Source organism: Amycolatopsis sp. NPDC049691 (assembly GCF_040675005.1).
Lineage (GTDB): Bacteria > Actinomycetota > Actinomycetes > Mycobacteriales > Pseudonocardiaceae > Amycolatopsis.
This window is the reverse complement of the sequence record NZ_JBFANX010000015.1, coordinates 1-25,294: the sequence shown is the minus strand read 5'-3', so window position 1 is coordinate 25,294 and position 25,294 is coordinate 1. Positions and strand designations below refer to the sequence as shown.

Sequence of the window (25,294 nt, the reverse complement as noted above, 5' to 3'; positions counted from 1 at the left end):
CGCCGACCTACATTCGACCAGAACGACCATGAGTGCTGGCTTGCTACAGCGGTGGAGTGCGGAATGCGTGAGTTTGAGACCGAATCGAATCGGGCGTCCGGGTTCGCGGAGCGGCTGACCGAACTGCCCGCCGGTGACCGCGCGGCATTCCTGGCCGACGTCGTCCTCGACGCCACCCGGGCCGCGCTGCTGGCGGCGCGCCCGGACGTCCCGGCGGTGCTCGACCCGGAAAAGGCGTTCTCCGACCACGGGTTCGACTCGCTGGCGGCGGTGGAGCTGCACGCGCGGCTCACCGACGCCACCGGGCTCGACCTGCCGGTCACCCTGGCCTTCGACCACCCGACCCCGGCCGCCGTCGCGCGCTTCCTGCACGCGGCGGTGTTCGGGGCCGACGTCGTCCACAGTGGACTCCCGACCGCGGGTGACCACGACGAGCCGGTCGCGATCGTCGGCATCGGCTGCCGCTACCCCGGTGGGACCGCCTCGCCCGAGGACCTCTGGCGGCTGGTCGAAGACGAGGTGCACACCATCACCGGGTTCCCGACCGACCGCGGCTGGGACCTCGACGGCCTCTACGACCCGGACCCCGACCGGCCGGGCAGCAGCTACGTCACCTCCGGTGGCTTCCTGCCCGACGCGGGCGAGTTCGACGCGGACTTCTTCGGCATCGCGCCGCGCGAGGCGTCCGCGATGGACCCGCAGCAGCGCCTGGTCCTCGAGACGGCGTGGGAAGCCCTGGAGCGCGCCAAGATCGATCCGACGACGCTGCGCGGCACGCCCGCCGGCGTCTTCATCGGCGCCGAGGCCCAGGAGTACGGCCCGCGCCTGCACGAGGCTCCGGACGGCCTCGACGGCTACCTGCTCACCGGTAACGCGCCGAGCGTCGTCTCCGGCCGCGTCGCCTACGCGCTCGGCCTCGAAGGCCCGACGCTGACCGTCGACACCGCGTGCTCCGGCTCGCTCGTCGCGCTGCACCTCGCCGTGCAGGCCCTGCGCCGCGGCGAGACGCAGCTCGCGCTCGCCGGCGGGGTCGCCGTCATGGGCGGCCCCGGCACGTTCACCGCGTTCAGCCGCCAGCGCGGCCTCGCCGAAGACGGCCGCTGCAAGGCGTTCGCCGCGGCGGCCGACGGCACCGGGTTCGCCGAAGGCGTCGGTGTCCTGATCCTGGAACGGCTGTCCGACGCGGTCGCGAACGGGCACACCGTGCTCGCCGTCGTCCGCGGTACCGCCATCAACTCCGACGGCGCGTCCAACGGCCTCACCGCCCCCAACGGCCCGTCGCAGCAGCGCGTGATTCACCGCGCGCTCGCCGACGCCCGCCTCACGCCGTCCGAAGTGGACGCCGTCGAGGCGCACGGCACCGGCACCCGGCTCGGCGACCCGATCGAGGCCCAGGCCCTGCTCGCCGCCTACGGCCAGGAGCGCGAGACGCCGCTTCTGCTGGGCTCGATCAAGTCCAACATCGGCCACACGCAGGCCGCCGCCGGCGTGGCCGGCGTGATCAAGATGGTCGAGGCGATCCGCCGCGGCCGGCTGCCCAAGACCCTGCACGTCGACGCGCCGACCCCGCACGTCGACTGGACCGCGGGCGCGGTCGAGCTGCTGACCGAGGCCCGGGAGTGGCCGGAGGTCGAGCGTCCGCGCCGCGCGGGTGTGTCGTCGTTCGGCGTCAGCGGTACCAACGCCCACGTCATCATCGAGCAGGCGCCCGCGACCGCGGACGTCGACGGCACGACCGAGCCGCTGCCGGTGGTCCCGCTCGTCGTCTCCGCCCGCAGCGAAGAAGCCCTGCGGGCGCAGGCCGGGAAGCTCGTGTCCACTGTGGAGTCGGCGGACCTGACCGAGGTCGGCTTCTCGCTGGCCGGTACGCGCGCCGCGCACGACCACCGTGCGGTCGTCGTCGCCGAGTCCACTGAGGACGCTGTCCGCGGCCTGCGCGCGCTCGCCGCAGGGGAGCCGGACGCGTCGGTCGTCACCGGCACCCGCACGCCGGGCAAGCTCGCGATGCTGTTCACCGGCCAGGGCTCGCAGCGGCTCGCCATGGGCAAGGAGCTGTACCTCGCGTACCCGGTCTTCGCCGAGGTCTTCGACGAGGCCATCGACCACCTCGACGTCCAGATGGACCGCCCGCTGCGGGACGTCCTCTTCGGCGACGACGCCGAGGAGCTGAACGGCACCCAGTACGCGCAGTGCACGCTCTTCGCGGTCGAGGTCGCTCTTGCGCGGCTGCTGGAGTCGTGGGGCGTCAAGCCGGACGTCCTGCTCGGCCACTCGATCGGTGAGCTGGCAGCCGCGCACATCGCCGGCGTCTGGTCCCTGGAGGACGCGTGCCTGGTCGTCGCCGCGCGCGGCCGGCTCATGCAGGCGCTGCCCGAGGGTGGGGCCATGGTCGCGATCGCCGCGACCGAGGACGAGGTCGCCCCGCTGCTCACCGACGGCGTCAGCATCGCCGCGATCAACGGGCCCACGTCGGTCGTCGTGTCCGGTGAGCGCGCCGAGGTCGACGCCGTCGCCGAGGTGTTCCGGGCGCAGGGCCGCAAGACGAGCGAGCTGCGCGTGTCGCACGCGTTCCACTCGCCGCTGATGGAGCCGATGCTCGCCGACTTCCGGGAAGTCCTGGAGGTCGTCGAGTTCGCGGCGCCGAAGATCCCGGTGATCTCGAACGTCACCGGCCGCCTGGCGACGACCGAAGAGCTGTGCTCGCCCGGCTACTGGCTCTACCACGTGCGGCGGGCCGTGCGGTTCGCCGACGGCGTCGCCGCGCTCGCCGCGGCCGGCGTCACCACCGCGATCGAGGTCGGCCCGGACGCCGTTCTCGCGGCGCTCGCCGCGACCGGTCCGCACGGCTCGGACATCGCGTTCCTGCCCGCGCAGCGCCGCGGCCACGCCGAGGTCACGACCCTGGCCGGCGCGCTCGGCCGGCTGCACACCCGCGGCGTGGCGATCGACTGGACCGCGTTCTTCGGCCCGGCGAACGTCGTCGACCTGCCGACGTACGCCTTCCAGCGCAAGCACTTCTGGCTCACCGCGCCCGGCCGCGGCGACGCCGCCGACTTCGGCCAGCTCGCCTCCGGCCACCCGCTGCTGGCCGCCGAGATCGGCCTGGCCGACCACGACGGCCTGGTCCTCACCGGCCGCATCGGCCTGCGCTCGCACCCGTGGCTGGCCGACCACACCATCGCCGGCACGGCCCTGCTGCCCGGCACGGCGTTCGTCGAGATGGCCCTGCACGCCGCCGGGCGCGCGGGCTGCGACGTCGTCGACGAGCTGACCCTGCAGGCACCCCTGGCCGTCCCGGAGGGGCGCGGGGTCGAGGTGCAGGCCGTGGTCGGCCCGGTCGAGGACGGCCGCCGCACCATCGAGTTCTACTCGCGCGCCGAGCAGGACGTCGCCTGGACCCGGCACGCCACCGGCGTGCTGGCCGAGGCCGCGGCCGGCGAGCCCGCTCCGCTGACCGAGTGGCCGCCGTCCGGCGCCGAGGTCGTCGCGACGAGCGAGCTGTACGACGAACTGGCCGCTCAGGGCTACGGCTACGGCCCGCTGTTCCGGGGCCTGCGCACGGCGTGGAAGCGCGGTGACGTCGTCTTCGCCGAAGTCGCGCTGCCCGAACGGGACGACGACTTCGGGATCCACCCGGCGCTGCTCGACGCCGTCCTGCACGCCACCGACTTCGCCCCGGGCGAGGCCCGCGAGGCCGACGAGATCCGCCTGCCGTTCGCTTGGACCGGCGTGCGGCTGCACGCCTCCGGCGCGGCCGAGGTGCGGGTGCGGATCACCTCGCCCGCCACCGGCGGGGTCTCGATCGACGTCACCGACGCCGCGGGTGCGCCCGTGCTGTCGGTGGAGTCGTTCCGCTCCCGCCCGGTCAGCGGCGCCGACCTCGGCCCCCGGGCCCAGGACCTGCTGCACACCGTCGAATGGACGCCGGTCGTGGCCTCGGCCGCGGATCCGGGTGAGGTGCGGCTCGTGAGTGTGCCGGGCGAACGCGGACGGGTTCCCGCCGCCGCTCGCCAGACCGCTCACCGCGTCCTGGAGATCCTCCAGTCGTTCCTCGCCGAGGTCACCTCGGCCAAGCTCGTGCTGCAGACGCGTGGCACGCTGGCCGACTCCGCGGTGCGCGGGCTGGTGCGCTCGGCGCAGGCCGAGCACCCGGGCCGGATCGTCCTGGTCGAGGGCGAGACCACCGACGCGACGCTGGCCACGGCGCTCGCTTCCGGTGAGCCCGAACTGCGCGTCGACGGCGACCGGGTGCTGGCCCCGCGGCTCGTCCGCCTGCACACCGACGCGCCCGCCTGGCAGCCGGACGGCACCGTGCTGGTCACCGGCGGCACCGGCGGCCTCGGCGCGCAGGTCGCGCGGCACCTCGTCACCACGCACGGCGTCCGGCACCTGGTGCTGCTCAGCCGCCGCGGCGCCGACGCCCCTGGTGCGGCCGAGCTGGTCGCCGAACTGGAGGCGAACGCGACGGTGCAGGTCATCGCCTGTGACGTCACGAAGAAGCGGTCGCTGGCGGCCGCGCTGAAGAAGATCGAAAAGCTGACCGCCGTCGTCCACACCGCCGGCGTCCTCGACGATGCCCTGATCGGCTCGCTCACCGAGGAGCGCCTCGACGCGGTCCTCGCGCCGAAGGTCGACGCGGCCTGGGCACTGCACGAGCTGACGAAGGACCTGGCCGCGTTCGTCCTGTTCTCCTCCTCGGCCGGCCTGGTCGACGGCGCGGGCCAGGCGAACTACGCCGCCGGCAACACCTTCCTCGACGCGCTCGCCGAGCACCGCCGTGAGCAGGGCCTCCCGGCGACGTCGCTGGCCTGGGGGCTGTGGACCGACGGCGGTGCCGCGCTCGGCATGAGCGCCGGACTGTCCGAAAAGGACCTGGGCCGGATCGGGCGGCTGGGCCTCGCCCCGCTGACCGCGGCCGAAAGCCTGGCCGCGCTGGATGTCGCGGTCGCCTCGGGGGCGGCCGCGGTCGTGCCGACCCGCGTCGACCGCGCCGCGCTGAGCGCCCGCGAGGACGTCCCGGCGCTGCTGCGCGGCCTCGTCCCCGCGAACCGGCGCCGCATCGCCGCGGTCGCGGGGGAGCTCACCCCGGAGCGGCAGTTCGCCGAGCGGTTCGCCGCGCTGTCGGAGGCCGACCGCGACCGCGCGGTGCTCGACCTGGTCCGCACGCACGTCGCGGCCGTGCTCGGCCACGACGGCCCGAGCGCGATCAGCCCGGCCCGCCCGTTCGGCGAGATCGGCTTCGACTCCCTCGCCGCGGTCGAGCTGCGCAACATCCTCGACTCGGTCACCGGCATGCGGCTGCCCGCCACGCTCGTCTTCGACCACCCGACCCCGCGGGCGCTGGCCGAGTACCTCGTCACGCGGCTCGGCGGCCTGGCCCCGGTCAAGCCGGTCGCGCCGGTGACCACGGCCGACCCGGAGGAGCCGATCGCCATCGTCGGCATCGCCTGCCGCTACCCGGGCGGCGTCGCGACGCCGGAGGACCTGTGGCGGCTCGTCGCGGGTGGCGAAGAGGCGCTCACGCCGTTCCCGGCCGACCGCGGCTGGAACGTCGACGCCCTCTACGACCCCGAGCCCGGCAAGCCCGGCCACAGCTACGTCAAGCACGGCGCCTTCCTGCACGACGCCGCCGAGTTCGACGCCGACTTCTTCGAGATCAGCCCGCGCGAGGCGGCCGCGATGGACCCGCAGCAGCGGCTGCTGCTGGAGGTGTCGTGGGAGGCGTTCGAGCGGGCCGGCATCGACCCGGTTTCGTTGCGCGGCAGCGCGACCGGCGTGTTCGCCGGCGTCATGTACCACGACTGGGGCACCCGCCTCGGCACCGTGTCCGACGACATCGCGGGCTATCTCGGCAACGGCAGCCTCGCCAGCGTCGTCTCCGGCCGCGTGTCCTACGCGCTCGGCCTGGAGGGTCCGACGGTCACCGTCGACACGGCTTGCTCGTCGTCGCTGGTTGCCCTGCACTGGGCGGTCCAAGCGCTGCGCCGCGGCGAGTGCACGCTCGCCCTGGCCGGCGGGGTCACCGTGATGTCCACTCCGGACACCTTCGTCGACTTCAGCCGCCAGCGCGGTCTCTCCGCCGACGGCCGCTGCCGCTCGTTCGCCGACGCGGCCGACGGCACCGGCTGGGGCGAGGGCGCGGGCATGCTGCTCGTCGAACGGCTGTCGGACGCCCAGCGCAACGGCCACCCGGTTCTCGCGCTGCTCAAGGGCTCCGCGGTCAACCACGACGGCGCGTCCAACGGCCTCACCGCCCCGAACGGCCCGTCGCAGCAGCGCGTGATCGCGAAGGCACTGGCCGACGCGGGTCTCCAGCCGTCCGAAGTGGACGCGGTCGAGGGTCACGGCACCGGTACCACGCTGGGTGACCCGATCGAGGCCCAAGCGCTGCTCGCGACCTACGGGCAGGACCGCGCCGAGGACCAGCCGCTGTGGCTGGGCTCGATCAAGTCCAACATCGGCCACACCCAGGCCGCGGCCGGGGTCGCCGGCATCATCAAGATGGTCATGGCGCTGCGCAACGAGCAGCTGCCGCGGACCCTGCACGTCGATCGTCCGTCCACTGTGGTCGATTGGGACACGGGTGCGGTGCGCCTGCTGACCGAAGCGCAGGACTGGGCGCCGAACGGCCACCCGCGCCGCGCCGCGGTCTCGTCCTTCGGCATCAGCGGCACCAACGCGCACGTGATCATCGAGCAGGCCCCGGCCGACGCCGTGGTCGAGCAGCCCGCCGAACCGCAGCCGGAAGCCGTCGTCCCGGTCGCGCTGTCCGGCCGGTCCGCGGCCGCCGTGCGCGGCCAGGCCGCCCGCCTGCGCGAGTACCTCGCCGACCACGAGGACGTCGGAGTCGCCGAGCTGGCGCGGTCGCTCGTCTCGACCCGCGCCGCGTTGGAGCACCGCGCGGTGGTCGTCGCCGGGACCACGGCCGAGCTGGCTGCCGGCCTCGATGCGCTGGCCACCGGCGAGCAGGGCAGCGAGCCGGTCACCGAGGGCAAGCTCGCGTTCCTGTTCTCCGGGCAGGGTGCGCAGCGGGTCGGGATGGGCGCCGAGCTGTCGGCGGCCTACCCCGTCTTCGCGGAGGCGTTCGACGCCGTCTGCGCCGCGATCGACCCGCTGCTCGACGTGCCGCTGCGCGACGTCGTCTTCGGCACGACCGCGCTCGCCGACCGCGGCCTGCTCGACCAGACGCAGTACACCCAGACCGCGTTGTTCGCGGTCGAGGTCGCGCTGTTCCGGCTCGCCGAGTCGTGGGGGATCGTCCCCGACGCGCTCGCCGGCCACTCGATCGGCGAGCTGGCCGCGGCGCACGTCGCCGGGGTGCTTTCCCTCGCCGACGCGGCGAAGCTGGTCGCCGCCCGCGGCCGGCTGATGGGGGCGCTGAGCACGCCGCCGGGCGCGATGGTCTCCCTCGCCACCACCGAAGAGGCCGCGCGGGAGCTGATCCGCGGGCACGAGGACGAGGTCAGCATCGCGGCCGTCAACGGACCCGCGTCGGTCGTCGTCTCCGGTGTCGCGGACGTCGTTTCCCGCATCGAGCGCGCGACCGACGTCCGGACGCGCCGGCTGCGCGTGAGCCACGCGTTCCACTCGCCGCTGATGGCCCCGATGCTCGACGAGTTCCGCGAGATCGCCGCCGGGCTGACGTTCCACGAACCGAAGATCCCGGTCTTCTCCACGGTTTCGCCGGACGCGGACCTGACCTCGCCCGAGTACTGGGTCACGCACGTCCGCGAAGCCGTCCGCTTCGCCGACGTGGTGACGGCGCTGGCCGCCGACGGCGTGCGGACGTTCCTCGAGCTGGGGCCGGACAGCGTGCTGACCGCGCTCGGCCGCCAGATCGACCCGGACGCCGCGTTCGTGCCCTTCGGCCGCCGCGACCGGGACGAGGTGCGCACCGCGCTGGCCGCGCTGGGCCGGCTCCACGCCCGTGGGGCCGCCGGCCTGGGCAAGGTGCTCGGCGACGGCCCGATCCGGCTCGACCTGCCGACCTATGCCTTCCAGCACAAGCGTTACTGGCTCGACGCGACGCCGTCCGGCGACGTGACGGCGGTCGGCCAGCAGCCGCTGCCGCACCCGATGCTCGGCGCGGTGGTGCCGCTGTCCGGTTCGGACACCACGGTGCTCACCGGCCGGCTGTCCGCCGGGTCGGTGCCGTGGGTGGCCGACCACGTCGTCAAGGGCGCGATCCTGGTGCCCGGCACCGGGTTCGTCGAGCTGGCCATCGCGGCCGGCGACCAGGTCGGGCACTCGACGGTCGAAGAGCTGACGCTGCAGGCGCCGCTCGTCCTGCCGCCGGACGGCGCCGTCGCGCTGCAGGTCGTGGTCGGCCCGGCCGACGGCGACCGGCGCCCGATCACGGTCTTCTCGCGGCCGGCCGACGGCGACGAGTGGACCCAGCACGCGATCGGCACGCTGTCCGCGGCGCCGCGGCCGGAGCCCGCCGGGCTCACCGAATGGCCGCCGGCCGGGGCGACCCCCATCGTCGTCGAGGGTGCCTACGACCTGCTCGAAGAGCGCGGGTACGGCTACGGCCCGTCGTTCCAGGGGCTCACGGCCGCCTGGAAGCGGGGCACCGAGGTGTTCGCCGAGGTCGCGCTGCCGGAACCGGCGGCGTCGACGGCGAACCTCTACGGCCTGCACCCGGCGCTGCTCGACATCGCGATGCACGCCGACCTCCTCGGCGACCCGGGCGGGGCGACGCTGCTGCCGTTCGTCTGGAACGGCGTCACGCTGCACGCCGCCGGCGCTTCGGTGCTGCGGGTGCGGATCGAGCGGCTGAACGGCGACGAAGTGTCGGCCATCGAGGTGGCCGACAGCGACGGCCGCCCGGTCGCGACCATCGACTCGCTGGTCTCGCGCCCGGTCCGCCGGGAACTGGCCGCGTCGTCCGAAGTGGACGGATCGCTGCTGAAGATCGCCTGGCAGCCGGTTTCCGTGCCGCAGTCCGACGCCGAGGTCGTGGCCGTGGGCCGCGGCCGGGTCGGGGTGGCTGCCACCTACGCCGGTTTCGCCGACCTCGCCGCCGCGATCGACCGCGGAGAGCCGGTGCCGGGCCTGCTCACGCTGAGCGTGCCCGAGCGCACCGGCGACGTCCCGGAGACCGCCCGGGCCAACGCCGCTTGGCTGCTCGCCGAGCTGCAGGCCTGGCTGGCCGACTCGCGGTTCGCCGTGACGAAGCTGGCGGTCGTGACTCAGGACGCGGTCCCGGCCGGTGAGTCCGTTGTGGACGTGACGCAGGGCCTGCTGTGGGGCCTGGCGCGCGGTGCCCAGGCCGAGCACCCGGGCCGGGTGTTCATCGTCGACGCCGACGCGGCTACCACGGCCGGGACGATCGCGGCGGTCGTCGCCGCCGGGGAGCCGGAGGCCGCGATCCGCGCCGGTGCGGTGGTCGTGCCGCGGTACGCCAAGACCGAGGCCGGCGACGCTTCGCCGTGGGGCACCGGAGCCGTGCTGATCACCGGGGGCACCGGCGGGCTCGGCAGCCTGCTGGCCCGCTACCTGGTGGCCGAGCACGGGGTCACCGACCTGGTGCTCACCAGCCGCCGCGGGATCGGCGCGCCGGGCGCCCGGCAGCTGGTCGAGGACCTCAAGGACCTCGGGGCCCGGGTGCGGGTCGCCGCGTGCGACGTCACCGAACGCGCCCAGGTCGAGAGCGTGCTCGGCACGATCGACAACCTGACCGCCGTGGTGCACGCGGCGGGCACCGCCGACAGCGGCGTCTTCGACTCGCTGACCGCCGACCGGCTCGACTCGGTCCTGCGGTCGAAGGTCGACGCCGCCTGGCACCTGCACGAGCTGGCCGGTGACCTGGCCGCGTTCGTGCTGTTCTCCTCCGCCGGCGGCCAGGTGCTGCCCGCGGGCCAGGCGAACTACGCCGCCGCCAACGCGTTCCTCGACGGCCTGGCCGCGCACCGGCGGGCCGCCGGTCAGCCGGCGACGGCGCTGGCGTGGGGACTGTGGGCCGAGAACACCGGCCTCGGCGGCGAACTCGCCGAGGCGGACCTCGCCCGGATGGCGCGGCTCGGCCTGCCCGCGGTCACCGCGGAACAGGGGCTCGCGCTGTTCGACGCCGCGACCGCGACCGCCGACGCCGTGATCGCCCCGCTGCGGATCGACGTCGCGGCGCTGCGGGCCCGCACCGACGACCTGCCCGCGTTGCTGCGCGGGTTCGTCCCGGCCAAGGCCCGCCGGACCGCCAAGGCGGCGAAGGCGGCCGACAACGCCCTCGCCGCGGAACTGGCCGCGCTGGCCGACAACGAGCGTGACCGCGTGCTGCTGGACATCGTCCGCACGCAGGTGGCGACCGTGCTCGGCTACACCGATAAGTCCGAAGTGGACGGAGCACGGGCGTTCAAGGAGCTGGGCTTCGACTCACTGGCCGCGGTCGAGCTGCGCAACCTGCTCGGCACCGCGACCGGCCTGACCCTGCCCGCGACGCTGATCTTCGACCACCCGACCGCCAAGGCGGTGGCGGACTTCGTCAAGGGCAAGCTGCTCGGCGCGGTCGCGAAGGTCCCGGCGACCACGACCCGGACCAACGCGTCGATGCAGGAACCGATCGCGATCGTCGGCATGGCCTGCCGGTACCCCGGTGGCGTCCGGTCGCCGGAGGACCTGTGGCAGCTGCTGGTCGACGAGGTCGACGCCGTGTCGGAGTTCCCGACCAACCGCGGCTGGGACATCGACAGCATCTACGACCCCGAGCGCGGCAAGCGGGGCAAGACCTACGCCCGCGAAGGCGGCTTCCTCCACCACGGCACGGAGTTCGACCCGGCGTTCTTCGGCATCGGCCCGCGCGAGGCGCTGGCCATGGACCCGCAGCAGCGGCTCCTGCTGGAAACGGCGTGGGAGGCCATCGAGCGGGCCGGCATCGACCCGACCGCGCTGCGCGGCAGCATGACCGGCGTCTTCACCGGCGCCATGTACGACGACTACGGCAGCCGCGTCCCCGGCGCGCCCGCCGACGTCGCCGCCTACATCCCCAACGGCAGCTCGGGCGCGGTCGTCTCCGGCCGCATCTCCTACCTGCTGGGGCTGGAAGGCCCCTGCATGACGGTCGACACCGCGTGCTCGTCTTCGCTGGTCACGCTGCACCTCGCGGTGCAGGCGCTGCGGGCGGGGGAGTGCGGGCTGGCCCTGGCCGGCGGCGTCACGCTGCTCTCGCAGCCGGACCTGTTCGTCGACTCGAGCCGCCAAGGCGTGCTTTCGCCCAACGGCCGGTCGAAGTCCTTCTCCGCGGCGTCCGACGGCGTCGGCTGGGCCGAGGGTGCGGGCCTCCTCTTGCTGGAGCGGCTGTCCGACGCCCAGCGCAACGGTCACGAGGTCCTCGCCGTGGTCCGCTCCAGCGCGGTCAACCAGGACGGCGCGTCCAACGGCCTCACCGCGCCTAACGGTCCGTCGCAGGAACGCGTGATCCACGCGGCCCTCGCGGCCGGCGGGCTGACGCCGTCCGAAGTGGACGCGGTCGAGGCGCACGGTTCGGGCACCAAGCTGGGTGATCCGATCGAGGCGCAGGCGCTGCTGGCCACCTACGGCCAGGACCGTCCCGAAGGGCACCCGCTCTACCTGGGCTCGGTGAAGTCCAACATCGGCCACGCGCAGGCCTCCGGCGGTGCGGCGGGCGTCATCAAGGTCGTCCAGGCCATGCGGCACAACATGCTGCCGAAGTCGCTGCACATCGACGCGCCGTCCCCGGTCGTCGACTGGACCACCGGCGACATCGAGCTGCTGAGCGAGGCCCGGCCCTGGCTGCCGAACGGCCGCCCGCGCCGTGCGGGCGTCTCGTCCTTCGGCATCAGCGGGACGAACGCGCACATCATCATCGAGGAGGCGCCTCCGTCCACTGTGGAACGCCCGCGCCGCACGGCGCCTCCGCTGGCGTCGGTGCCGCTGCCGATCGCCGGCGCGACCGCCGCGGCACTGGCCGACCAGGCCGCCCGGATGGCGGCGTGGATCCGGTCGAACCCGGAGCTGGACCTGACCGACGTCGGCTACTCCCTGGCGACCGGCCGGGCCGCGCTCGACCACCGCTCGGTGGTCCTGGCGGCGAACCGCGACTCCGCGCTGAAGGCCCTCGACGGGCTCGCGACCGGCGGGACCCCGGCGGGCACGGTGACCGGCACGACCAGCGCGGCCGACCTGACCGCGTTCCTCTTCACCGGCCAGGGCGCGCAGCAGCCGGGCATGGGCCGTGAGCTGTACGAGGCCTTCCCGGTCTTCGCCGGCGCGTTCGACGAGGCCTGCGGGCTGTTCGACACCGACGTCCCGCTCAAGGACGTCATCTGGGACGGCAGCGAGCTGCTCAACCAGACGGCGTACACGCAGTGCGCGCTGTTCGCGATCGAGGTCGCGCTCTACCGCCTGGTGGAGTCGTGGGGCCTCACGCCCGACTACGTCGCCGGGCACTCGATCGGTGAGCTGGCCGCGGCGCACGTCGCCGGGGTGCTCTCGCTGGCCGACGCCTGTGCCCTGGTCGCCGCCCGAGGACGGCTCATGCAGGCACTGCCTTCGGGCGGAGCCATGGCGGCCATCGCCGCCACCGAGGACGAGGTGCGCGCCGCGCTCCCGGCCGGCGTCGACGTCGCCGCGGTCAACGGCCCGCGGTCGGTGGTCGTCTCGGGCCCCGAGGGCGCGGTCAAGGCCGCGATGGCGGTCTTCAAGGAGACCGGACGGCGCGTGAAGCAGCTGGTGGTCTCGCACGCGTTCCACTCGTCACTGATGGAGCCGATGCTGGACGACTTCGCCGTGGTGGCGGAGAAGCTGACCTATTCGGCCCCGGCGATCCCGGTCGTCTCCAACGTGACCGGCCGGGTCGCCACCGCCGAGCAGCTCTGCTCGCCCGAGTACTGGGTCAACCACGTCCGCGAGGCCGTGCGCTTCGCCGACGGCGTCGGCACGCTGCTCTCGGCCGGCGTCACCCGGTTCGTCGAGCTGGGCCCGGACGCGGTCCTGACCGGCATGGCCCGCGAGTGCGACACCTCCGTCGCCGACCGGCCCGACCGCGTCGTGGGCGTGCCCGCGCTGCGCCGGGGCCGGGCCGAGGTCCCGACGCTGTTCACGGCGCTGGCCACGGTGTACTCGCGGGGCGCGAAGATCGACTGGCGGGCCCTGTTCGCCGGCCGCGGCGCGTCCACAGTGGACCTGCCGACGTATGCGTTCCAGAACAAGGAGTACTGGCTCAACGCGACGAAGCCGGCGGGCGACGTCGACTCGCTGGGCGCCAAGTCCGCCGCGCACCCGCTGCTGGGCGCGCTGGTGGAGCTGCCCGACGGCGGCGCGGTGCTCACCGGGCGGCTCGCGGCCGACAAGCAGACCTGGCTGGCCGACCACGTGGTGCTGGGCCGGACGATGCTGCCGGGCACGGCGTACGTCGAGCTGGCCCTGCACGCCGCCGACCAGGTCGGCTGCGACCTCCTGGAGGAGCTGACCCAGCAGGCCCCGCTGCTGCTGCCCGAGGAGGGCGGCGTCGACATCCGCGTCGTCGTCGGCGCTCCCGGTGCGGACGGCCGTCGCGAGCTTTCGGTGCACTCCCGCGGCGAAAGCGGGTGGACGCAGCACGCGGCGGGCACGCTGGCCACCGGTGCCCAGCCGGCGGAGTTCGACCTCTCGGTGTGGCCGCCGGAGCAGGCCGAAGCCGTCGACCTCACCGGGCTCTACGACGACCTGGCCGGGCTCGGCTTCGGCTACGGCCCGGTGTTCCGGAACCTGCGTGCGGTGTGGCTGCGCGACGGGGAGGTCTTCGCCGAGGTGGCGTTGCCCGAGGGCACCGAGGCCAAGGACTTCGGGCTGCACCCGGGTCTGCTCGACTCGGCGCTGGGCGCGACGGACTTCCTCGTCCCCGGCGGTCCGAAGGCACTGACCGAGACGACGATCCCGTTCGCCTGGAACCAGGTCTCGCTGCACGCCTCCGGGGCCACGACGCTACGGGTGCACGTCCGCAAGGAAGGCAAGGACGCCTCGCTGGCCCTCGCGGACGCGGCCGGTACACCGGTCGCGCGGATCGAGTCGCTGGTGACGCGGCCGGTGTCGGAGGGCCAGCTGGGTGCCAAGGTGCCCGACTCGCTCCACCGCATCGACTGGCAGCCGGCCGCCGGGGTCCGGCTGGTCAAGTCCCTCGAGGGCTGGGCCGTGCTCGGCGCCGACGACCTCGGCCTCGGCGTCCCGACGCACACCGACCCGGTGGCCGCGGACGTCCTCGTCCTGCCGGTGACCTCCGCTGAGGGAGACGTGCCGGCGAGGGTCCACGCGACCGTCCAGGCGACGCTGAGGCAGCTGCAGTCCTGGCTCGACGGCCCGTCCGACGGCAAGCTCCTGGTCGTCACGCGGAGCGCCGTCGCCGAGAACCCGGACCTCGCTCAGGCGCCGGTCTGGGGCCTGGTGCGGGCCGCGCAGGCGGAGTACCCCGGCCGGGTCCAGGTGGTCGACGTCGACGACCTGCCCCAGTCGTTGCGGGCCCTGCCCGCGGTGGTCGCCTCCGGTGAGCCGGAAGCGATCGTCCGGGTCGGCGAGGTGCGCGTGCCGCGGCTGGCGAGGGTCACGACGGTCGGCGACCCGGTCGAGTGGGACGGCGACGGCACGGTGCTCATCACCGGTGGCGCCGGCCTGCTCGGCGGCCACCTCGCGCGGCACCTCGTCGCTCGCGGGGCCCGGAAGCTGGTGCTCACCAGCCGTCGGGGCCTCGACGCACCGGGTGCCCGTGAGCTGGTCGAGGAGCTGGGTGCCTCGGTGACGGTCGCGGCCTGCGACGTCACCGACCGGGCCGAGCTGGCCAGCCTGATCGAGTCGCTGCCCGACCTCACCGCCGTCGTGCACGCCGCCGGGCAGATGGACAGCGCGGTGCTGACCGCGCTGACCCCGCAGCAGGTCGAAAACGTCCTGCGCCCCAAGGTGGACCCGGCCTGGCACCTGCACGAGCTGACCGCTTCGCTGGACCTGAAGGCGTTCGTCCTCTACTCGTCGGCGGGCGGCCTGCTGCTCGCCGCCGGGCAGGCGAACTACGCGGCGGGCAACGTCTTCCTCGACGCGCTGGCCGAGCACCGCACGGCGCTGGGCCTCCCGGCGACGTCGCTGGCCTGGGGTCCGTGGGAAGGCAGCGGCGACGCCGTCGACCTGACGCACGTCGCCCGGTACGGGGTCGCGGAGCTGGCCGTCACCGACGGCCTCGCGCTCTTCGACGCCGCGCTCGCGGCCGGCGAACCGACGCTGGTGCCGGTGAAGCTGGCCGACCTGCGGGAGGCCGACCGGATCGCGCCGCTCCTGCGCGGCCTGGTCACGGCCGGCCCGCGGCGGGCCGCCGCGGCGGCGGGTCCGGTGACCGCGGCACCCGAGGCGGGCTTCGCGGACAAGCTGACCGGGATGTCGGCCGACGAGCGGGAAGCCGCGTTGCTGCAGCTGGTCTGCGAAAACGCGGCGGCCGTCCTCGGCTACGACGACGCTTCGGCGGTCGGCGTCGAGAAGGGCTTCACCGACCTGGGCATCGACTCGCTGGCCGCGCTCGAACTGCGCAACCGGCTCGGGGCGGCCTGCGGGCTGCGCCTGCCGGCGACGCTGATCTTCGACTACCCGAGCCCGCTGCCGCTGACCCGGTTCCTCCTCGGCGAGCTGCTGCCGGAACTCGGCGAGCCGGTCGAAGAAGTGGCCGAGGCCAACGGAACCGACGAAGTGGCCGCCATCGCCGGCATGGACCTGGCCGACCTGGTCAAGTCCGCGATGGCGGGCACCCAGACAGAGGAGTCCAAGTGACCACCGCGCCGTCCACCGAGCAGATCGTCGCCGCGCTGCGCCAGTCCATGATGGACAACGAGCGGCTCAAGGCGGACAACCAGAAGCTCACCGCGGCGATGAGCGAGCCGATCGCCATCATCGGGATGGGCTGCCGGTACCCCGGCGGGGTCACCACGCCCGCGCAGCTGTGGGACCTCGTCGACGGCGGCACCGACGCCGTCGGCGAGTTCCCCGAGGACCGCGGCTGGGACACCGCGGCGCTCTTCGACCCCGCCGGGCGGCCCGGCACGACGTACTCGAAGGAAGGCGGCTTCCTCTACGACGCCGCCGACTTCGAGCCGGAGTTCTTCGGCATCTCCCCGCGCGAGGCCCGCACGCTCGACCCGCAGCAGCGGATCGTGCTGGAAACCGCGTGGGAGGCCGTGGAACGCGCCGGGATCGTGCCGTCGACGTTGCGGGGCAGCAAGACCGGCGTCTTCGCCGGGGTGATGTACCACGACTACGGCGCCGGCAGCAGCGACGGCAGTCTCATCTCCGGCCGCATCTCCTACACCCTCGGGCTGGAAGGCCCGTCGGTGTCGGTGGACACGGCGTGCTCGTCGTCGCTGGTCGCCCTGCACTGGGCGGCCCAGGCGCTGCGCCGCGGTGAGTGCTCGCTGGCCCTGGCCGGCGGCGTCACGGTGATGGTGACGCCGGACATGTTCGTCTACTTCAGCGAGCAGCAGGGCCTCGCGCCGGACGGCCGGTGCAAGGCGTTCGGCAGCGGCGCCGACGGCGTCGGCTGCTCCGAAGGTGCCGGGATGCTGCTGCTGGAACGGCTTTCCGACGCGCGCCGCAACGGCCACCACGTCCTGGCCGTGCTGCGCGGCAGCGCGGTCAACTCCGACGGCGCGTCCAGCGGCATCACCGTCCCGAACGGGCCGGCGCAGCAGCGGGTGATCCGCGCGGCGCTGGCCGACGCCGGGCTCAAGCTGTCCGATGTGGACGCCGTCGAAGCGCACGGTACCGGCACCAAGCTCGGCGACCCGATCGAGGCCCAGGCACTGATCGCCACCTACGGCAAGGCGGCCACCGCCGAGCGGCCGTTGCACGTCGGGTCGTTCAAGTCGAACGTCGGCCACACACAGGCCGCGGCCGGTGTCGGCGGCGTCATCAAGATGGTGGAGGCGCTGCGGCGCGGCGTACTCCCTCGCACGCTGCACGCCGACGAGCCGTCGCCGCACGTCGAGTGGACCGACACCGTCTCGCTGCTCAGCGAGCCGAAGCCGTGGCCGGAGACCGGGCGGCCGCGCCGTGCCGGGGTGTCGTCGTTCGGCATCAGCGGGACCAACGCGCACGTGATCGTCGAGCAGGGCGACCCGGTGACCCGTTCTTCGGATGACGGGCCGGTGACCTGGCTGCTGTCCGCGAACGACCCGGAAGCACTGCGGGCGCAGGCGGGCAAGCTCGCCTTGGCCGTCGGTGAGGTGTCCATTGTGGACGTCGGTTTCTCGCTGGCGACCACCCGGACGCCGGCCGAGCACCGCGCCGGCGTCGTGGCCGCCGACCGGGCCGCCGCGATCCGCGCGCTCACCGAGTACGCGGCCGGCCGGACGCCCGCGGGGGTCGTCGAGGGTGTGGTTTCCGCCGGGCGCACGGCGTTCCTGTTCACCGGCCAGGGCGCGCAGCGCGCCGAGATGGGCGTGGAGCTGGCGGCGGCCTACCCGGTGTTCGCCGAGGCCTTCGACGTCGTGGCCGCCGAACTGGACAAGCACCTCGACGTGCCGCTGCGGACCGTCCTGGGCTCCGGCGACACCGGGTACACGCAGCCCGCGCTGTTCGCCGTCGAGGTCGCGGTGTTCCGGCTGCTCGAGTCGTGGGGCGTCACGCCGGACTACCTGCTGGGGCACTCGATCGGCGAGCTGGCCGCGGCGCACGTCGCCGGGATCCTTTCGCTCGAAGACGCGTGCACGCTGGTGACCGCCCGGGCGCGGCTGATGCAGGCCTTGCCCACCGGAGGCGCGATGGTCGCCGTGGCGGCGGCCGAGGCCGATGTCCTGCCGCTGCTGACCGACGGCGTGTCGATCGCGGCCGTCAACGGGCCGGCGTCGGTGGTGCTGTCCGGCGACGAGGACGCGGTGCTGGCCGTGGCTTCGAAGTTCGAGAAGACCTCGCGGCTGAAGGTGTCGCACGCGTTCCACTCGGCGCTGATGGAGCCGATGCTGGCCGACTTCGCCTTCATCGCCCGGAACCTGACCTTCGCCGAGCCGTCGATCCCGATCGTCTCGACGGTTTCGCCGGACGCCGACCTGACCTCCCCGGAGTACTGGGTGAGCCAGGTCCGCGACGCCGTCCGGTTCGCCGACGGCATCCGCACGCTGCTCGACGCCGGGGTCACGACGTTCGTCGAGGTCGGCCCGTCGGCGGTGCTCACCGCGATGGGCCAGACGTGCCTCGGCGACGACGACCGGGCGACGTTCGTCCCGGTGCTGCGCAAGGACCGGCCCGAAGGCGAGTCGGCGGCCGCCGCGGTGGCCGCGCTGTTCGTCGCCGGGTCCACTGTGGACTTCTCGGCGTTCTACGCCGGCGGCGCGCCGGTCGAACTGCCGACCTATGCGTTCCAGCGCAAGCGCTACTGGCTGGAGAACCCGACCGGGGCCCGCGTCCGCGGCGTCGCCGAGGTCGGGCAGCGCGACGCCGGGCACCCGCTGCTGGGCGCCGTCGTCGTCGCGGCCGAATCGGGCGGTGCGGTGCTGACGGGCCGGCTTTCGGCGCGGACCCAGCCGTGGCTGGCCGATCACGTCGTGCAGGGCTCGATGCTGTTCCCCGGCACGGCGTTCGTCGAGCTGGCGATCCGCGCGGGCGACGAGGTCGGCTGCGGGCGGCTCGACGAGCTGACCCTGGCCGCGCCGCTGATCGTGCCCGCCGACGGGGCGGTCCGGCTGCAGGTCGTCGTCGGTGCTCTCGAATCGGAGCAGCGCTCTCTGGCGATCTATTCGCAGGCCGAGGACGCTTCGGAATGGGTGCAGCACGGCAGCGGCCGGCTGTCCGCCGCCGCTTCCGCTCCGGCTGCGGGGGCCGAGTGGCCGCCCGCGGGAGCGACCGAAATCGACGTCACCGCTCGGTACGACGAACTGGCCGCGCAGGGCTTCGACTACGGCCCGGTGTTCGCCGGGCTGCGCCGCGTGTGGCAGGCGGGCGACCGCCTCGCCGCCGAGGTTTCCCTGCCGGAGGGCACCGACGCTTCGGCGTTCGGCCTGCACCCGGCCCTGCTCGACGCGGCACTGCAAACGATCGGCCTCGCCGGGCCGACCGAGGACAAGCCGGTGCTGCCGTTCGCGTGGTCGGGCGTGGCACTGCACGCCGCCGGCGCGTCGGATCTGCGGGTCGTGATTTCCTCGGACGTCGAGAACACCGTGTCGCTGACCGCGACGGACACCGCGGGCTCGCCGGTGCTGAGCGTCGAATCGCTGTCGCTGCGGCCGATCGCGGCGGACGCGTTCCGGGGCACGCGCTCGGCGGTCGACGACTCGCTCTTTTGCGTCGAGTGGCAGCCGTTCGCGGGCGACGCCGTTCCGGGTGTCTCGTCGGCGGTGCTCGGAACCGGGTTCGGGTTGCCGGGCAAGTCCTATGTGGACCTCGCGGCGCTGGTCGCCGACGGCGTGCGGCCGGACGTGGTGTTCGCGCCGTTCGTGGCGCCGTCGACGGCGTCGCCGTCCGCGGCTCGAGCAGCCACGCACCGGCTGCTGGCCCTGGCCCAGGCCTGGGTCGGCGAGGAGACGTTGGCCTCGTCGAGGCTGGTCGTCGTGGCGCAGCGGGCGATCGGGACGCGACCGGACGAGGGCGTCGACGACCTGACGCACGCCGCCTTGTGGGGCGTGATCCGGACGGCGCAGCTGGAGTACCCCGACCGGTTCATGGTGGTCGACGTCGACGGCGGTGACCTGCCGCTGGACACGGTGCTCGGGGCGATGTACGCCGACGAGCCCGGGGTCGCGGTGCGCGACGGCGCGGTGCTGGTGCACCGGCTGGCCAAGTTCGTGCCCACGCCCGGCGTGGGCCGCCTGGATCCCGAGGGAACGGTGCTGGTCACCGGCGGCACCGGCGTGCTGGGGCAGCTGATCGCCCGGCACCTGGTGACCGACCACGGCGTCAAGAACCTGCTGCTCACGAGCCGTCGTGGTGCCGCGGCACCGGGGGCCGGCGAGCTGGTCGCGTCGCTGACTTCCTTGGGGGCCCAGGTTTCCCTGGCGGCGTGCGATCTCGCCGACCGCGACGCGGCGGCCGAGCTGCTCGCCGGCATCGAGCCGGCGGCGGTCGTGCACACGGCGGGTGTCGTCGACGACGGCGTCCTGCTGGCGCTGACACCGGAGCGGATGGACGCGGTGCTGCGGCCGAAGGTGGACGCGGCGTGGAACCTCCATGAGCTGACCGCCGACCTGGACATCCCGTTCGTCCTGTACTCGTCGGCCGGCGGCACCCTCGGCGCGGCCGGGCAGGCGAACTACTCGGCGGCGAACGTCTTCCTCGACGCGCTGGCCCACCACCGGGCCGCCACCGGGCGGCACGCGGTGTCGCTGGCGTGGGGCCTGTGGTCCGAGGGCGGCATGTCGAACGAGCTGGCGGAGACGGACCTGATCCGGATGGCGCGCTCGGGCGTGTTCGGCTTGTCGTTCGACGACGGGCTTTCGTTGTTCGACGCCACTTTCGGGACGTCGGAGCCGTCACTGGTGCCGGTCCGGCTGGACATGTCGGGCCTGCGCGCGGACGCGCACAGCGTCCCGGCGATGCTGCGCGGCCTGGTCCGCGGCGGTCGTCGCCGCGCGGAGGCCGCGGACGACTCGTGGGCCCGGATCGTGGCCCGGCCGGCCGCGGAGCGCGGCCGCGCGGTGCTGGACCTGGTGTGCGGCACGGCGGCGGTGGTACTCGGCCACGAACGCCGTGACGCGGTCGACCCGCGCAAGGGCTTCATCGAGCTGGGCTTCGACTCCCTGACGGCGATCGAGCTGCGCAACCGCCTGGAATCGGTGACGGGGCAACGCTTGCCGGCGACGCTGATCTTCGACCACCCGTCGGCTTCGGCGCTGGCGGAGTTCCTGGGTGCCGGCCTGGCCGACCCGCCGTCGGCGGTGGAGGTCCGGTTGACGGACCTGGAGGCCGAGCTGCGGTCGCTGGATTCCGACGAGCGCGCTTCGGTGGTGGCCCGCCTGCGTGAGCTGGTGGCGACGTTCTCCCCGGCGGACCGCGAACTCGAGGAAGCGGGCGCGGACGAGCTGTTCGCGATGCTCGACGAAGAACTGGAGTCGCAGGGCTGAGCTTCCCGGCCGACTCCCCCGGCCGGGACACCAGGACCGCTTCCGCCAATGGCGTCGGAAGCGGTCCTTTTGCGTGCGCGGCAGGTCGTGGGTGACCGGTTTCCGGGCACGAAAAAGGCGGTGCACGGCGACCCGAACCGTGCACCGCCTCGAAAGCGGCGATCAGACCTCGGCGAGCAGCCCCAGCGAGCACAGCGAGCCCGCCAGCAGCACCATGTCGTAGCGGGTGTCCTCGACGTCGGTCTCCCACAGCGCCGCCAGCACCGCGCTGGCCCGGTCGATGTCCCCGTTGTGCTGCTTCAGCGCGATCCACATCGCCGCCGCCACGGGCTCGCACTCGATCTGGCGGCTCGTGGTGCGGCAGCTGAGCCGGAGGTGGCCGTTGGGGAGCATCCGCTGGGTGACACCGGGAACGGTCTGGATCGTCATCATGACTACCTCCGAGGGGCGGGTCGTTTTCTCGATGTACCCAGTTTCGCGGACCGGCGCCCGGCCGACCATGGGGTCGGCACCTGATCTCCGGCTGGGGTTTCCCCATCCCCTAAGGGCACGGGTCAGGGGCCCCAGTCACCCAGCCGGGCCTTGACACTGGCCAGCACGCCCGCCAGCTGCGCGTGCAGGTAGAAGTGCCCGCCCGGGAACACCTCCACGACGCACTCGCCGGTCGTGTGGGCCCGCCACGCGTCCGCCTCGGCCAGGTCGGTCACCGGGTCGTCGTCGCCCACCAGCACGTGGATCGGGCACTCCAGCTCACGTCCCGGGCGGTGCCGGTAGGTCTCCACCGCGGTGTAGTCGCCGCGGATCGACGGCAGCACCATGCGCAGGAGCTCGTCGTCGCCGAGCACGGCGCTGTCGGTGCCGCTGAGCTCCTTGAGCGCCGCGATCAGGCCGTCGTCGTCGCGCTGGTGGACGTACTCGATCCGCTGGGCCGACGGCGCCCGGCAAGCCGAGGCGAACAGGCCCAGCGGCTTGGCGCCCCGCGCTTCGAGGCGGCGGGCGACCTCGTAGCCGAGCGTCGCGCCCATGCTGTGGCCGAAGAGCGCCACCGGGCGGTCGAACCACGGGCCGAGGTCGTCGGCGATCGCGTCGGCCATCGCGCCGACGTCGTCGTAGCAGGGTTCGCCGAGGCGGTCCTGGCGGCCGGGGTACTGGACGGCGACGACGTCCGCGTCCAGCCCGGTTTGGGCGGCCGCGCGCGAGAACGGGAAGTACGCCGTCGCCGACCCGCCCGCGTGCGGCAGGCAGACCAGCCGCACGGCGGCGTCGTCGGCCGCGTGGAAGCGCCGGATCCACCGGCTCGTTCTTTCGTTCAGGGCAGTCACAGTTTCCGAAGTGTTCGGGCCTTTCCGCGCTCTGGCAACCCCTACCGAACCTGTGTCCAATTCACTCCGTTGGGTGACTTTAGATCGCTGTTGGCCCTGCTTAGGCGCCTGCTGCGAACGTTGTGGGGGCAGGAAGACAACCGCCTGCTTCGAGGAGCTTGCGATGGGCGCGATCTGGGGGCAGAACCGCCGCGAAAATCCGCAGGGGGCCTTGGGTTTTCTCGAGGGCCTGCTGATCGACTGCGATGCCGGCGTGGGAGAGACGGTGCTGGTCGGTGGGGGACCGGCCAGCGGGAAGACACACTTGCAGCACCAGGTGGTGGTGCGGGCGAAGGAACTGGGCATCGTCACGCTCACCGCCACCGGTGCCGCCGACGAACGGGACGTGGACGGCGGCGTGATCGACCAGTTGCTGGCGAGCCCGCTGCTGCCGCCGTCGCTGACCGGGCACCCGGCCGGCGGCGACGGCGGGAACACCGACGAGCGGATCGCCGGGCTGTGCAGCGCGATCCACCGGCTGGCCCGCGAACGCGCGGTGCTGGTCGCCGTCGACGACCTCCACCACGTGGACGAGACCTCGGCGCGGCTCCTGCTGCGCCTGCAGCGCCGGGCGCCGTCCGCCGCGCTGCTGCTGGTCCTCAACCACGCCGACGGCTCGTACGCCGACTCGCCGTTCACCTCGCTGCCGCACCGGCACGTCGAGCTGACGCCGCTGTCGGTACAGGCCATCGCGGAGCTGGTGCCGGACGACGGGCTGCCCGAGCGGATCCACGAGCTGAGCGCCGGGAACCCGCTGCTGGTCCGCGCGCTGGTCGACGCCCACCGCGACAGCGCGGACACCGGCTCGGCGTACTCCGAAGCCGTCCAGCGGCTGCTGCACCGCTACGGCTCGCCGCTGCGCGAGGTCGCGACGGCGATCGCGGTGCTGGACAGCGACGTCACCACCGAGGCCGTGGCCATCGTCGCCGGGGTCGACCCGCTGGAGGCCGAGGCGTCCACCGGGCGGCTCGCCGACGCGGGCCTGGTCGCCGGCGTCCGGTTCCGGCCGCCGGCCGCCGCGGCGGTCGTGGGCGGGCTGCGCGGGCCGGAGAAGGCCCGGCTGCACGTCCGGGCCGCCGAGGTCAAGCACGCCCGCGGGCTGAGCCCCGCCGAGGTCGCCCGGCACCTGGTCGCGGCGGGCGAGGCGACGGCCGACTGGGCGCTGCCGGTGCTGGTCGCGGCCGCGGAGCAGGTGATGCTCGGCGACGACATCGACTTCGCCACCCGCTGCCTGAAGCTCGCGTCGTCGGTCTCGACGGCGCGGTGGGAGCAGCAGACCATCTCCCAGCTGCTGGCCAAGATCACCTGGCGCGTCAACCCGGCCGCCGCCGCACCGCACCTGCGGTCGCTGCGCGAAGCGGGCTCGCTGGACCGGTCCGACCGGATCGGGCTGGCGCGGCAGTCGCTGTGGCTCGGCGATCGCGACACCTTCGAGCGCTCGTTCGCCGCGCTCGAACACGACAGCGAACCGCTCGACCCGCGCACCTGCGCGGAACTCGTCCTGGCCGGCCACTGGCACTACGGCGTCTCGACGACGACGGCCGAACCGGGCGATCCCTGGCTGCAGACGGCGACCTCACTGGCCGCGGTTTGGCACACCGGGGGTACCGAGACGACTTCGGCGTGCGCGGAACGGATCCTGCAGAACTGCCGGCTTTCCGACACCTCGCTGGAAGCGCTGTCCACGGCGATCCTCGCGCTGGCCTACGACGACAAGGCCGACCGCGCGGAGGGCTGGTGCACGTCGCTCAGCGAGGAAGCCGAGTACCGGGGCGCGATCACGTGGAAGGCGATGCTCGACGCGATCGGCGCGAGCCTGCTGCTGCGCCGCGGTGACGTCACGGGTGCGGTGGACCTCGGCACCCGGGCGCTGGGCACGCTGGACGCGCCGAACTGGGGCGTCGCGATCAGCTACCCGCTGGCCACGCTGCTGATCGCCTACACCGCTTCGGGCGCGTTCAAGAACGCGGCGGCGGTGCTGCGGCACCCGCTGCCGGACGCGGCGTGGGGGACCCTCGGTGGTGTCCGGTACCTGCGGGCGCGCGGTCACTTCCACCTGGCGACCAACCGCGGCCTCGCGGCCGTGAGCGATCTGCGGCAGTGCCGTCGCATCCTGCAGGAGCAGGACCTGGAGCTGCCGGCCGTGCTGCCCTGGCAGGCCGACCTCGCGGACGCGAACCTGCGGCTGGGCAACACCGCCGTCGCCGTCGAACTGGCCAAGCAGTCGCTGGCCGGCCCGGCCGACGCATACACGCGCGGGTCGGCGCTGCGGGTGCTGGCCTTGGCGGGCGACGCGGCGGCGCGCCCGGGGCTGCTGAACCGGGCGGCGGAAGAGTTCAAGGCGTCCGGCGACCGGCTCGAGCTGGCGAAGACGATGCGCACGATCAACCACCTGAGCCAGCGGGCGGAACGCGCCGGGAGCCTGGTGAAAGCGGTGCACGTGCCACGTCAGGGTCGGGCCCGGCCGCCGGTCCCGCGCCCGGCGGGGCGCCCGGAGCCGGTCTCGCCGTCGGCGTCCGTGCTGAGTGAGGCGGAGCTGAGGGTGGTGGAGCTGGCCGTGGCGGGCCGGACCAACCGGCAGATCGCGGAGTCGCTGTACATCACGGTGAGCACGGTGGAGCAGCACCTGACCCGCGTGTACCGCAAGCTGGGCGTCGCGGGCCGGGCCGCGCTGGCCGGCGAGTTCGACAACGCCGAAAGCGCGCAGTGACCGTGCTGCTCACCGAAACCGAGCTGAAGGTCGCCGAGCTGGCCGCGGACGCGACGGCGATCGAGGCGATCGCGGAGAAGCTGGGCATCACGGCGGCGGACGCGGCGGGCCTGCTGGAGACGGTGTACCGCAAGCTCGGCCCGGCACCGGGCTGACGGCGGACCGGAAACGCGCGAAGGCCACCCCGGGGAACCGGGGTGGCCTTC

The 25,294-nt window shown here is 73.9% G+C and carries 6 protein-coding genes; 4 read left to right on the top strand and 2 right to left on the bottom strand.

All coding sequences use genetic code 11. The annotated features are described in order from the left end of the window. The first annotated feature begins 63 nt into the window (after positions 1-63). Together AB0J40_RS29975 and AB0J40_RS29970 are read left to right on the top strand one after the other, a co-directional pair. The gene (locus AB0J40_RS29975; RefSeq protein ID WP_364459263.1) at positions 64-15,741 is read left to right on the top strand and encodes a type I polyketide synthase; all 15,678 of its coding nucleotides are present in this window, start codon (positions 64-66) and stop codon (positions 15,739-15,741) included. Beyond that, the gene (locus AB0J40_RS29970) at positions 15,738-21,017 is read left to right on the top strand and encodes a type I polyketide synthase (protein WP_364459261.1); all 5,280 of its coding nucleotides are present in this window, start codon (positions 15,738-15,740) and stop codon (positions 21,015-21,017) included. The genes AB0J40_RS29975 and AB0J40_RS29970 overlap by 4 nt, the downstream gene beginning before the upstream one ends. Positions 21,018-21,179: 162 nt before the next feature. Here the strand turns inward: AB0J40_RS29970 and AB0J40_RS29965 are convergent, their stop codons facing one another. Together AB0J40_RS29965 and AB0J40_RS29960 are read right to left on the bottom strand one after the other, a co-directional pair. Then, positions 21,180-21,446, bottom strand: a complete 267-nt coding sequence (locus AB0J40_RS29965; RefSeq protein ID WP_364459259.1) for a hypothetical protein — start codon at positions 21,444-21,446, stop codon at positions 21,180-21,182. Positions 21,447-21,571: 125 nt separating this feature from the next. Then, positions 21,572-22,339 carry an alpha/beta fold hydrolase gene (locus AB0J40_RS29960; protein ID WP_364459256.1) on the bottom strand — a complete coding sequence of 256 codons (768 nt, stop codon included), beginning with the start codon at positions 22,337-22,339 and terminating at the stop codon, positions 21,572-21,574. Positions 22,340-22,502: 163 nt separating this feature from the next. On the opposite strand from AB0J40_RS29960, the gene AB0J40_RS29955 reads away from it, so the two are divergent. Continuing rightward, positions 22,503-25,088: a LuxR C-terminal-related transcriptional regulator gene (locus AB0J40_RS29955; RefSeq protein WP_364459253.1), complete on the top strand. Its 2,586-nt coding sequence runs from the start codon at positions 22,503-22,505 to the stop codon at positions 25,086-25,088. 2 nt (positions 25,089-25,090) lie between these two features. Continuing rightward, positions 25,091-25,243: a hypothetical protein gene (locus tag AB0J40_RS29950; RefSeq protein ID WP_364459251.1), complete on the top strand. Its 153-nt coding sequence runs from the start codon at positions 25,091-25,093 to the stop codon at positions 25,241-25,243. Positions 25,244-25,294: the final 51 nt, after the last annotated feature.

Coding starts and splice junctions, on each gene's coding strand:
- AB0J40_RS29965 (WP_364459259.1), bottom strand. CDS start 21,446: ATGACGATCCAGACCGTTCCCGGTGTCACCCAGCGGATGCTCCCCAAC.
- AB0J40_RS29955 (WP_364459253.1), top strand. CDS start 22,503: ATGGGCGCGATCTGGGGGCAGAACCGCCGCGAAAATCCGCAGGGGGCC.
- AB0J40_RS29975 (WP_364459263.1), top strand. CDS start 64: ATGCGTGAGTTTGAGACCGAATCGAATCGGGCGTCCGGGTTCGCGGAG.